Source organism: Microbacterium sp. JC 701 (assembly GCF_021026215.1).
GTDB lineage: Bacteria > Actinomycetota > Actinomycetes > Actinomycetales > Microbacteriaceae > Microbacterium > Microbacterium algihabitans.
Genome location: NZ_JAJNCV010000001.1, coordinates 182109 through 193774 on the forward strand (window position 1 = coordinate 182109; position 11666 = coordinate 193774).

The window sequence follows — 11666 nt, forward strand, 5'->3', positions numbered from 1 at the left end:
GCCGGTGGTGATGACGGCGGTGGTGGTGAGGGTGGATGCCGCGGTCACAGTCCGGCCCTTTCCTTGCGTTCGAGCGAGTTCTGCACGCGCACGAAGACGATCGAGACGATGACGACGAGGATCGTCAGCACCGTCGCGATGGTCGCGCCGTAGCCGACGTTGCGCTTGGTGAAGAACTCCAGATAGGCGTAATAGGCCGGCACGATCGTGGAACCGGCGGGGCCGCCCTGCGTGATGACGTAGACCGGGCCGAAGACCTTCAGGGCGGCGATCGTGCACGTGAGGGTGACCACGAAGATCTCGGGGCGGATGATGCTGACCGTGATCGCGGTGAAGCGCTGGAACCAGTTGGCGCCGTCGAGCTCGGCGGCCTCGTACAGCTCGGGGTCGACGCGCTGCAGGGCGGCCATGAACACCACGACCGGGTAGCCGATCTGCACCCACACCAGCACGACCATCAGCACGATGAGCGCCGAGGGCATCTGGCCGAGCCAGTCGTACGAGGGCAGTCCGAGACCGGCGAGGATCTGGTTCAGCGCCCCGGTCTCTCCCGGGCGGACGATCCAGCCGATCACGATGCCGGCCACCGCGATCGGCAGGATCTGCGGCAGGTAGTAGGTGGCGCGCAGGAAGCTGCCGACCTTGCCGCCGAACTTGCGGCCGACGACATCGAACAGCAGGGCGGCCACGGCCAGGCCGACCACGGTGGGCACGACCACCATGGCCACGACCATCCACACCGAGTTGACGAACGAGGTCCAGAAGTCTTCGTCGGCGAGCAGCTTGGTCCAGTTGTCGAGGCCGATGAACTCGGGGGCGCCGACACCGCGCCACTTGGTGAAGGTGAGCAGCACGTTCCACACCAGCGGCACGATCACGATGACCAGCAGCAGCACGAAGCCGGGCAGCAGGTAGAGCCAGTAGCCGCCGGTGCCCCCGCGGCGCTGCGGGATGGCCGGCTGGTCGGGTGGAAGGGCCACCCGCTCCGGACGGGTCAGAAGAGCCATGTGCGATCTCCAGATCGGATGGACGGGGCGGCCCTGGGGCCGCCCCGTCGCGGGGTCAGCGGAAGTCCGCCGTGCCCTCGTCGTACTTCTTGCCGAGATTGGCGTCGGTGGTCGCGGCATCCTGGCTGCCGGTCACGAGTCCCTGCAGCTCCTGCACGAGCACGTCGTAGAAGCCGGGCGCGGGCCAGTCGGGGTAGAACGACAGCCCGTCGTCGGCGAGCACGCCGTTGAAGGTGTCGATGAGCTGCTTGCTCTTGGCATCTGTGATGTCGGCGGTGTCGGCCGCGACCGGCACACCGCCGGAGTTGCCGATGATGGCCTGGATCTCGGGGCTCATCGTGACGTCGATGAACTCGTACGCGAGGTCTTTGTTCTTCGAGCGCTCGGGCACGACCCACAGGTTGCCCGAGGAGCCGGGCGACAGCTTCGATCCGGGGAACGCCGCGAGCGACCAGTCGAAACCGGCTTCCTCGGCGAAGCGGCCGTACCACCACGAGCCCGAGACGAAGATGGGCGAGGTGCCGTTGATGAACGACACACCCGCGTCTTCGGCCTTGACCGACGAGACGTCCTTGGCGATGTAGCCCTTGGACACGTAGTCGGAGAGCGTCTTCGAGGCGTAGTCGACCTCGGACCCGTTCCAGTCGACGGGGTTCTTGTACAGCTGGTAGTCGTCGACCCACGAGCGGTCGGCCTTGCTCAGCGCGAGCTGGTACCAGAGCTGGCCGAGCGGGTACTCGGCGCCGGCCTCGGCGAGCGGGGTGACGCCCTTCGCGACGAACGCGTCGAGCACCTTCACGAACTCGTCGTAGGTGGTCGGCACCTCCAAGCCCGCGGCCTTGAAGGCGTCGAGGTTGTAGTAGACGCCGACGAACTCGCCGTAGTTCGGCACGCCGTACCAGGTGTCGCCGCCCATGACGCCGTCGGAGGAGTACTTCGCCGTGGTCTGGAGCGAGGGGGCGAGCTTCGCGTCCCACCCGTACTGCGTGACGGCGTCGCTGATGTCGGCGATCAGGCCGGTGCTGGCGAGGAAGCCGGCCGTCGCGTTGCCCTTGTTGAACTCCATGAGGTCGGGGGCGGCGTCGGTGTCGAGCACCTGGCTGGCGGTCTTCTGGATCTGCTCGAAGGACTTCTCCTCGATCTTCACCGTCGCCCCGGTCTTTTCTTCGAAGATCGGCACGGCGGCGTTCCAGGCCTTCGCCATGGCGCTGTCGTCTCCCTCGTAGTGCCAGAGGGTGAGGGTCTTGCCTTCTCCGTCGGTGGAGCCGGCGTCGCCTCCTCCGCCGCCGCTGCACGCGGCGAGGGTGAGGGCGGCGACGGCGATCGAGCCGACGGCCGCGAGGGCTCGGGTCGCGCGTCGGTGGGAGGGGGTGCGTGCCATCGTCGGCACTCCTTTCACTGTGTCCGCTGGGTCATCGGTGTCCGCTAGCGGTGGCGGTGTCGCGCCCGGGTCGGAGTGCTGTCGAAATAGGGTCGAAGCGCTTCGATGATGGGCGGCGAAAGAGCGATATGCGGTTGTGGGTGTGGGTTACGGAAGCGGACGAACGGCCACGGAGCCGCGGTCCAGATAGGTCGGAGAGATGAGGTGCAGGCCGGATGCCACGGGGCGGCCGGCGACCAGCTCGATCGCCAGGTCGACGGCGCGCTCGCACGAGCTCTGCGGCACGAGCGGGATCGAGTCGATGGGCGTGGGAAGGGTGTCGGTGTCGAAGCTGCTGCCGACCGACACGATCGAGACGTCGTCGGGCATGCGCCGGCCGAGGGCCTCGAGTTCGACGAGCACGACCTGCGCCACCTCTTCGGGGGCGTGCAGCACGATGCCGGTGACCCCGTCGTCGACGAACCGGCGCACCGCCTGGCGCACGAGGGCGCGGTCGGTCACGATCTCGCCGGATGCCACGGCGGTGGCCGTCGCTCCCCGCTCGGCCGCCCGTGTCACGACGGTGTCGCGCACGCGGGGCGGGAAGTTCGATTTCTCGTACGCCCGCCGCGAGCCGCCGATGAGACCGATCCGCTCGTGGCCGGCGTCGACCAGACGGTCGACCGCCTGGGTCGCCGCGCTCTCGAAGTCGAGGTCGACGCACACGAGGTCGCCGTGGTCGTCGGGGATGCCGACGAACACCGTCGGCGTCGCGCTCGCGCGGGCGATGGCCACACGCGGGTCGTCGGGGGCGACGTCGAGCACGAGCACCGCGTCGACCAGGCCGCTCGCGGCGACGCGCTTCATGCCGGCCGAGGCGTCTTCATCGGTGAGCAGCAGCATGTCGTACTCGCGGCGACGCGCGGCCACGGTCATCGCGTGCATGAACGCCATGTGGCTGGGCGCGTGGCTGTCGGCGCGCAGCGGCTCCGACAGGGCGAAGATGTTCGTCTGGCTTCCGGCGAGCATGCGGGCGCCGGCGTTGGGGCTGTAGCCCAGTTCGCGCACCGCGAGCTCGATGCGCTGACGCGTCGCCGCCGACACCGGGCGCTTGCCGCTGAGGGCGTACGAGACGGTGCTGATCGATACGCCCGCGACGCGGGCGACCTCATCGATCTTGGCCATGGCGACTCCTTCGTCGTTGTCGAAGCGCATCCGGGAAGCGCTTCGACGATCGAAGGTAAGCCAAGGCGCGTCGAGAGCGCAAGAGGCAAGTTGGCCGCGGCAACAATTCGTCGACGGGGCACCGATGCCGCTGGCGGGGGCGTTGACCGGGGCCGGCTCGCGTCCCGCCTGGCGCCTACTCCGCGACCGGCAGCGCGCGCTGCGCGACGAGACGCCGGGCCTGGACGGCAGCCTCGGCGAAATCGGCATCCGGATCATCCATCACGATCGCGGTCGCCCGCGCGTGCGCACTGACCACGTCGTAGGGCGAGGCCGCGGCGCGCTCGACCGCCGACTCGGCCCGTGGTCCGATTGCCGCGAACGCGCGGCTCAGGCTGCGCTGGGTGTCGTGGTCGCCGCGGCCGAACTGGGTCGAGAGCTCGTCGGCGAGGGCCTCGTGCGCGTCGTCGGGAACGAGTCCGGATGCCGTGCGCCAGGCCGCCCGCGCCACCTCGGGGTGCCGATCGCGCAGCACGGCGGGGGTGATCGCGGCATAGGCCGCGGGGTCGCCGATCTTCGACAGCGTATGCAGCGACTGGCTCCGCGCCTGCGGGATCTCGGAGGTCACCTCGGGGAGCAGAGCCTCCACGACCCGCGCAGGGTCATGGCGGGTGAGCGCCCACGTGAGCATGTCGCGCACGAAGAAGTCCGACTCCACGGCGCAGCGGGCGACGAGCTCGGCGACGTAGCTGTCGTCGGGCCGGGTGCCGGCGGCGAGCGCAGTCTGCAGCCGGGCCGACGGGTCGGACAGTGCGAGGGCGGCGCGCAGGCGGTCGGCAGGCGTGGAGTCGGTCATTGTGGGCCCCCTTCGCATCCAGCGTTTCACGAGAGGGGACGATCAGGGCCGCCTGCCAGGGGTTGATCCGCCTCCGGTCGGGCCTTTAAGGTCGGGGGCGCGGTACTCGCCCCACTCTTTTCCCCCGGAAGAAGCGCAATGACGGACGACACGGAACGCCTGTACGAACTCCGCGACGGCATCGACGCCGACGCCCAACGCTTCGAAGCCGGAGCCGCCGCGGCGACCGCGCAGTCGGCCGGCGATGATTCGGGGAGCATCGAGGTCGAGGTCGTCGCCGACACGCCGACGATCACCGTGACCGACGGCTGGCGACGCTCCTACGAGCCGAACGCGCTCGGCCCCGCGATCATGCAGGTGCTGACCACTCTCGCGACCCGCCGGCTCGAGCAGTTCGCCGACGCCGCCGAGCAGGCCACTCCGCGCAACCGCCCCACCCCGCCGCTGGGGGACACCCCGGTCGGCCAGGCGCAGATCGAGCTCGAGCGCGCGGGCGACGACCTCGACGGCACAGCGATGCTCAACCGCTTGACGGCGATGCTCGACACGATGGTCGGCGGAATCGACGAGACCGTGCAGACCATCGCCGCGCGCAGCTCGGCCCCGCACTCCGGCACCAGCGTCCCCGAGCACGTGCGCGCGACCATGCGCGGGCGCACGCTGGTGGACCTCACGCTCGACGAGCGGTGGCTCGAGTACGCCGGGCCGAGCGAGATCTCGCGCGAGGTCAACGAGGCCATCTCCGCCGCCTCCGCGCAGGCCACCTCACTGCTGCCGACCAACCCCTTCCAGGGCACGCCGCTGGCGGGCATCGGACGTATGCTCGACGACCCGTCGGCGCTCGGCCGTTACCTGGCGGGCCACGACGACCCCTTCATCACCGATCCGCGAGGAGCGTGACCGTCATGAATGACCAGATCAACGTCGCCTACGAGGCGCTCGGGTCGGATGCGACCCGGTGGGACTCCATCGCCACGAGCATCAACGGCGCCCACACCAAGGTGGCCGGCATCGACATCTACCGCGGCGCGTTCTCGTTCGCGGGCCTCGACGCGGGTGACGTGTACCTCGAGGCGCACGCGAAGGTGCTGACACTGCTGGCGGATGCCGAGACGCAGGCCACCGGTACGGCGAACGCGCTGCGCGCCATCAAGAACGACTTCGAGACGAACGAGACCCAGACCCAGAGCGATCTCGCGGGCATCTGGGAAGAGAAGTAAGGGGAGAACGATGGATGCCGCTGCCGACATCAGCCAGCAGATCAACGACCTGCTCCGTCGCATGGAAGACGGAGTGCAGCGCCTCACCGACGCGGTGAACCGCGTGCTCTCGCACGTACCCGAGGTGTTCTCGTGGGTGGTGGACCGCGTGCAGACGCTGTGGAACCAATTCCTGGAGAAGATGCAGGAGTTCTGGAACTGGTTCACCGACAAGCTCTCGTACGTCGGCAACCCGTTCATGCTCGACGGGGCCGCGGGTGGCTGGCGCGAAGTGGGCGGCGTGATGATGAACCAGACGCGCGAGATCGACGACAGCGACCTGCGGGTCGACGACACCTGGGCGGGCTCGGGTGCCGACCAGTATCGACAGTCGATGCCGTCGCAGCGCGACGCCATGAAGTCGATCGACACCGACTACGCGAGCAACATCGCCGCGGCGTTGGTGACGATGCGCAACGCCATCGCGATCTTCTGGGGAGCCGTGGGCTTCGCGATCATCGCCGCCATCGCCGGTGTCGCTCTCGCCACCGGCGAGGCCATCTCGATCCTGGGCCTGCCGGCCGTTCCCCCCACCGCGATCGGTGCGATCGTCACGGGACTCGTCGCCATCGGGGCGGCCACCGTGAACCTGTACGCCCAGACGGCGAGCGCGCGCGACACCATGCAGAAGTCGTTCTCGGGAGTGCAGACGTGGCCCGAGATCGTCACGGGCTGAGCGTGTCGGCAGCCGGGGCCGCGCCCGTCGACCGCTCCGGCCGGGCGCGCGTGTTCGCGTACATCGTCATGCCGATCGTGGCGCTCCTGGGTATCGGTTTCCTGGTGCTCGGGGCCTCGACGGCGGTGTTCCTCGTCGCGGGCGCGACGCTCGTCGTCCTCGCGATCCTGGGGCTCATCGCGGCCCGGGGCGCGCGAGCGGGGCGCCTCGGGACCCTCGTCGTCGCGGCCGTCGGAATCGTGGTCACGCTGATCGTGGGGGCGTCGACCACGTCGGCGACCGGTGACACCGAGCTGATGAGCGCGGCGGCTCTCGCCTTCTCGATCGCCGCTGCCGCCCTTGCGGTGTTCTTGATCGGTCAGGCCGCGGCAACCCGTCGGGGCTGAGGGGGCGGATGCCGCCGGCGCGGCGATCGCGCGCGTGCGGGGGCGGCTGAGCTCGTCGAAGCCACCGGACCCTGCGAGGGTCCCGGTCCCTTCGACAGGCTCAGGGACCTGGGGCAGGCTCAGGGACCTGGAGCAGGCTCAGGGACCTGGGGCAGGCTCAGGGACCTGGGGCAGGCTCAGGGACCTGAGGCAGGCTCAGGGACCGGGGAACGGCCCCGTCGGTCAGTGCGACGCGAGCCGCAGCGCCGTACGCGCCGACTCCGCGCCGAACGCGGCGTCGAGGAACAGGCGCGAGGCGCCGAGGATGCCGCCGACGCGCGGGTGGCGGGGAACGGCGACCTCGAGGTTCTCGGTGGCCATGGGCAGGCAGTCGGCCCACAGCTTCGACTTGATCGCGGCGATGAACACGTCGGACGCACTGAGCGAGCCGCCGACCACGAGCCGGTCGGGGGTGAAGAAGTTGACGATCGTGGCGAGAACGCCGCCGGTCATGCTCCCGGCCTCGCGCAGCAGGCCCGTGGCGAGCGCGTCGCCGGTGCGGGCGAGGTCGATCACGGTCTCGACGTCCGACACGTCGCGCCCCGCGTCCTGCGCGGCGCGGGTGAGGGCCGACCCGCTGGCGACGGCGTCGAGGCAGCCGACGCGTCCGCACGAACACGGCACGGGGGCGGCCCCCGGCACGGTGACGTGGCTGATGTCGCCGGCGGCGCCGCTGCGGCCGGTGTAGAGCTGTCCGTCGGCGATCACGCCCGAACCGATGCCCGTGCCCGCCTTGATGAAGACCTGGTTGCGGGCGTCGGGGTCTCCCCCGACGAGCTCGCCGACGGCCATGCAGTTGGCGTCGTTGCCGGCGATCGCGGGAACACCGAGGGTGGCGGCGAGAAGCGCCGCGACGTCGGCGTCGTGCCACCCGGGCATGCGCGAGGGGGCGACGAGTCGGCCGGTCTCGGCCGACACCGGGCCGGGCAGAGCGATCGCGGCGCCCGTCAGAGGGGGCGTGCCCTTCGCCTGCACCAGCGCGGCGAGTTCGTCGGCGACGCGGCGGAGCACGGCATCCGGGCCCTCCGCCAGATCCAGGACGAGGTGGCGGTGCGCGAGAGCGGTGCCGGCGTAGTCGACGAGGCCGATCGTGCTGCGCTCGACGCCGAGGTCGATGCTGCCGACCGTGCCGAGTCCGCCGCGAACGGCCAGGCGGCGGGGGCGACGGCCGCCCCTCGAGTCGTCGGAGCCGTCTTCGACGACGACGCCCGCGGCGATGAGCGGGTCGATGCGCGCGGTCACGGTCGAGGGCGAGAGGCCGGTGTGCGCGGCGAGCTCGGCGCGCGAGCGGGCCGCTCCCGTGCGCAGGGGGGTCAGCACCGCGAGGGTCTGCGGGCTGAACGACGGCAGGGCGACGGGATGAGACTGCACACCCCCACCTTAGTCCAAAGTTGGAGTATCTGTGTCGAATTATCTCTGTAACATGGCCTCGTTAGTTTGATTTCACCAACGACGCGGAAATCACCTCCCCGCGTCGGCTGTACCGACATCGCGGCGAGTCCGCGGGAAGGATCCACGCCCGTGTCGACGCCCGCGTCCCCCGCAGCCCCCGTCTCCGCACCCCTCGTCGCGGTCCGCGAGGTGCAGAAGCACTTCGGCGACCACCACGTGCTCAAAGACATCGACCTCGACATCGCCCGCGGCGAGGTCGTCGTCATCGTCGGCCCCTCGGGCTCGGGCAAGTCCACGCTGTGCCGCTGCCTCAACCGCCTCGAGACCATCACCTCGGGCACCATCACCATCGACGGCGTCCCGCTGCCGAGCGAGGGTCGGGCCCTCGCGAACCTCCGCGCCGAGGTGGGAATGGTGTTCCAGTCGTTCAACCTCTTCGCGCACCGCACCGTGCTCGACAACGTCGCCCTCGCCCCGCGCATCGTGTCGAAGGTGTCGCAGAAGAAGGCTCGCGACGAGGGTCTCGCCCTGCTCGAGCGCGTCGGCATCGCCGACAAGGCCGACCGCTTCCCCGGCGAGCTCAGCGGCGGTCAGCAGCAGCGCGCCGCGATCGCCCGCGCGCTGGCGATGAAGCCCAAGCTCATGCTGTTCGACGAGCCGACCTCGGCCCTCGACCCCGAGATGGTCAGCGAGGTGCTCGACGTGATCACCGCGCTCGCCGAAGAGGGCATGACGATGGTCGTCGTCACGCACGAGATGGGCTTCGCCCGCCGCGCCGCCGACCGCGTCATCTTCATGGACGACGGCCGCATCGTCGAAGACACCACCCCCGAGCGCTTCTTCACCCACGCCGAGAGCGATCGCGCTCGGGCGTTCCTGTCGAAGATCCTCGCCCACTGACATCCTCCCCACCCCCGACGCGGCTCGTTCCGCACGCACCAGCAAACGAAAGGCAGTACCCGTGATCTCCTCTCGCTCGATCCTTCGCCGAGGCCTCGTCCTCTTGGCGTCCGCGGCCACGGTCGCATCCCTTGCCGCGTGCTCGTCCGGCACCGCAGCCGTCCCCGGTTCCGACCCGAGCGCCTCGGCCAACGCCAGCAGCCTCGACGAGGTCTACTCCAACGCGCCCGTCGCCGACGCCGCCGCCCTCATCCCCGACTCGACCATGGCGAAGATCAAGGAGCGCGGAAAGCTCATCGTCGCCGAGGCTCTCGACGCTCCGCTGCTCTCGCAGCAGGACCCGACCAACCCCGACGACGTCGAGGGCTTCGACGCCGACCTGGCCAAGATGCTCGCGATCTACATCCTCGGAAAGCCCAGCGTCGAGATCGTGCCGCCGGCCTCCGAGACCCGCGAGGCCCTCCTCGCCAACGGCACCGTCGACGTCGTGTTCAACACCTACACGATCACCGAGCAGCGCGCCGAGCAGGTCGACTTCGCCGGCCCCTACCTCGAGTCGGGTCTGGCCGTCGCCGTGCGCAGCGACAACACCGACATCAACGGCATCGACGACCTCGGCGGCAAGACCGTCATCGTCGGCGCGAACACCCCCGCGGTCACGGCCGTGCCCGAGAAGCAGCCGACCGCGAACATCGTGAGCTTCGCCACCGACCCGCAGGCCCTGCAGGCCCTCACCCAGGGCCGCGGCGACGCGTACGTGCAGGACTTCACGCTGCTGGCCAGCCACGCGATCGACGACAAGAGCATCAAGGTCGTCGGCCAGCCCTTCACCACCGAGGCCTACGGCATCGGCCTGAAGAAGGACGACGCGCAGTTCAAGTCGTTCATCAACGACTGGCTGACCAAGATCCAGGACGACGGCTCGTGGGCCAAGATCTGGGAGGCCACGCTCGGCGAGGCCGTCGAGTCGAACGCTCCGACTCCCCCCGCGATCGGCAGCGTCCCCGGCTCCTGAGCCGTTGACCGACCGGCGCTCGTCCCGCACATGGCGGGCGCCGGTCTCCTTCTCGTTCATCCGCTGACCCGAGGACCCCATGGACTTCTTCGCCTCCAGCGCCGGGCCGATCGCGCAAGCGCTCGGAACGACGATCCTGCTCGCCGTGTCGGCGGGTGTCGGGTCGATCGTGCTCGGCACGCTCGTCACCGCGGCGCGCATCAGCCCCGTGCCGGTGCTGCGCTGGGCGGCGTTCGCCTACGTGCAGTTCTTCGTCAACGTCCCGCTGCTGGTGCTGCTCGTGCTCGCCGTGTTCGCGTTGCCGGATGCCGGGTTCTTGCTGCCCCTGACGCCGACGGCGATCATCGTGCTCACGCTGTACGAAGCGGCGTACGTCGCCGAGGCCGTGCGCAGCGGGGTGAACACCGTGAGCCGGGGCGAGATCGAGGCCAGCCGGGCGCTGGGCTTCTCGCTTGGTCAGACCCTGCGCGTGCTGGTGATCCCCCAGTCGCTCCGCGCGGCGATCCAGCCGATCGGCAACGTCATGATCGCCCTCACCATGAACACCGCCCTCGCCGCGGCCGTCGGCGTGGTCGAGCTGACGAGCGCCGCGAACAAGCTCAATCTCGTGCAGGCCCAACCCATCCTGATCTTCACCGCGGCGGGTCTGATCTACATGGTGCTCGCCCTCGCGATCGGGCTCTCCGCCGGCCGTCTCGAGAAGAAGTTGAGGATCCGCCGATGACCGCCACCCTCTCGCTCTACGACGAGCCCGGGCCCCGCGCCCGGCGCCGCATCCTGCTCTGGTCGATTGTCAGCGCCGTCGTCATCGTGGGCCTGATCGTGCTCGCGCTGATGCAGTTCGCCTCGAAGGGCCAGCTCGACGGCGACCGCTGGGCGCCCTTCCTCGACGTCGCGATCTGGGAGTACCTCGGCGTCGGCCTGCTCGGCACGCTGCAGGCCGCGGCCCTGACGGCGGTGCTCGGCTTCGTGCTGGGTCTGCTGCTCGCGCTCGGCCGCCTCAGTCGCGTCGGCTGGGTCAGCTGGTTCTGCACCGCCTACATCGAGATCGCCCGCACGGTCCCCGTGCTGCTGCTGATCTACCTCATGCTCTTCGGCCTGCCTCAGCTCGGGCTCAACTTCCCGGTGCTGTGGAAGCTCGTCATCCCGCTGACCCTGGCCAACTCGGCCGCGTTCGCCGAGATCATCCGCGCCGGGGTGCTCGCCCTCCCCCGCGGCCAGGCCGAGGCCGGTCTCAGCCTCGGCATGACCCGCTGGCAGGTCGACCGCAAGGTCGTGCTGCCGCAGGCGCTGCGTTTCGTCGCGCCCTCGCTGGTCGTGCAGCTGGTGAGCCTGTTGAAGGACACTTCGCTCGGCTACATCGTCGCCTTCACCGAGCTGCTCTACCGCGGCCAGGTGCTGTCGACCTTCAACGGCCTGCTCATCCAGACGTTCGTGGTCGTCACCGCGATCTTCCTCGCCCTCAACGGCAGCCTGTCGGGTCTCGCGGCCCGCCTGCAGAAGCGCCCCGGTCGCCGCAGTCTCGCGGCTCCCGCCAAGGTCGCCCCCGCGGGGCTCACCACCCCGAACGCTCCCGTCGACCGCTGATCCGCCCGTTTCCACCCGGCACCGA

The 11666-nt window shown here is 70.0% G+C and carries 13 protein-coding genes; 8 read left to right on the plus strand and 5 right to left on the minus strand.

Annotated features, from left to right (window positions below; translation table 11 throughout):
* Positions 1-44: 44 nt before the first annotated feature.
* The 4 genes from LPW41_RS00915 to LPW41_RS00930 all read right to left on the minus strand — a co-directional run bounded on the left by LPW41_RS00915 (position 45) and on the right by LPW41_RS00930 (position 4387).
* Positions 45-1007 (minus strand): carbohydrate ABC transporter permease, encoded by a 963-nt coding sequence (locus tag LPW41_RS00915; RefSeq protein ID WP_230703865.1) that lies wholly within the window; start codon positions 1005-1007, stop codon positions 45-47.
* A gap of 55 nt (positions 1008-1062) precedes the next feature.
* Positions 1063-2388, minus strand: a complete 1326-nt coding sequence (locus tag LPW41_RS00920; protein WP_154097073.1) for an ABC transporter substrate-binding protein — start codon at positions 2386-2388, stop codon at positions 1063-1065.
* 147 nt (positions 2389-2535) lie between these two features.
* Positions 2536-3552, minus strand: a complete 1017-nt coding sequence (locus tag LPW41_RS00925) for a LacI family DNA-binding transcriptional regulator (RefSeq protein ID WP_154097072.1) — start codon at positions 3550-3552, stop codon at positions 2536-2538.
* A gap of 175 nt (positions 3553-3727) precedes the next feature.
* Positions 3728-4387: a HEAT repeat domain-containing protein gene (locus tag LPW41_RS00930; protein WP_230703866.1), complete on the minus strand. Its 660-nt coding sequence runs from the start codon at positions 4385-4387 to the stop codon at positions 3728-3730.
* Positions 4388-4525: 138 nt separating this feature from the next.
* On the opposite strand from LPW41_RS00930, the gene LPW41_RS00935 reads away from it, so the two are divergent.
* From LPW41_RS00935 to LPW41_RS00950, 4 genes are read left to right on the plus strand one after another with little or no spacing between them, the layout of a single operon-like run.
* Positions 4526-5287 (plus strand): hypothetical protein, encoded by a 762-nt coding sequence (locus tag LPW41_RS00935; protein WP_144831189.1) that lies wholly within the window; start codon positions 4526-4528, stop codon positions 5285-5287.
* Between the two features lie 5 nt (positions 5288-5292).
* Positions 5293-5607 carry a hypothetical protein gene (locus LPW41_RS00940; RefSeq protein WP_144831186.1) on the plus strand — a complete coding sequence of 105 codons (315 nt, stop codon included), beginning with the start codon at positions 5293-5295 and terminating at the stop codon, positions 5605-5607.
* Positions 5608-5617: 10 nt separating this feature from the next.
* Entirely contained in the window at positions 5618-6322 is a 705-nt protein-coding gene (locus tag LPW41_RS00945) for a hypothetical protein (RefSeq protein WP_144831183.1), read from the plus strand.
* Positions 6298-6708, plus strand: coding sequence for a hypothetical protein (locus LPW41_RS00950; protein ID WP_230703867.1), 411 nt, complete (start codon positions 6298-6300; stop codon positions 6706-6708). Before LPW41_RS00945 ends, LPW41_RS00950 begins: the two co-directional genes overlap by 25 nt.
* Positions 6709-6930: 222 nt before the next feature.
* On the opposite strand, the gene LPW41_RS00955 is transcribed toward LPW41_RS00950, so the two are convergent.
* Positions 6931-8118, minus strand: coding sequence for an ROK family transcriptional regulator (locus LPW41_RS00955; RefSeq protein ID WP_230703868.1), 1188 nt, complete (start codon positions 8116-8118; stop codon positions 6931-6933).
* A gap of 150 nt (positions 8119-8268) precedes the next feature.
* Between LPW41_RS00955 and LPW41_RS00960 the strand changes: the two genes are divergently transcribed.
* From LPW41_RS00960 to LPW41_RS00975, 4 genes are all read left to right on the plus strand, one after another.
* A complete protein-coding gene (locus LPW41_RS00960) occupies positions 8269-9039 on the plus strand; it encodes an amino acid ABC transporter ATP-binding protein (protein ID WP_230703869.1) in 771 nt (256 codons plus the stop codon).
* A 61-nt stretch (positions 9040-9100) separates the two neighbouring features.
* Positions 9101-10054 carry a glutamate ABC transporter substrate-binding protein gene (locus LPW41_RS00965; RefSeq protein ID WP_230703870.1) on the plus strand — a complete coding sequence of 318 codons (954 nt, stop codon included), beginning with the start codon at positions 9101-9103 and terminating at the stop codon, positions 10052-10054.
* Positions 10055-10133: 79 nt separating this feature from the next.
* Positions 10134-10778 (plus strand): amino acid ABC transporter permease, encoded by a 645-nt coding sequence (locus LPW41_RS00970; protein WP_144831171.1) that lies wholly within the window; start codon positions 10134-10136, stop codon positions 10776-10778.
* Positions 10775-11641 carry an amino acid ABC transporter permease gene (locus LPW41_RS00975; RefSeq protein WP_230703871.1) on the plus strand — a complete coding sequence of 289 codons (867 nt, stop codon included), beginning with the start codon at positions 10775-10777 and terminating at the stop codon, positions 11639-11641. Before LPW41_RS00970 ends, LPW41_RS00975 begins: the two co-directional genes overlap by 4 nt.
* Positions 11642-11666: the final 25 nt, after the last annotated feature.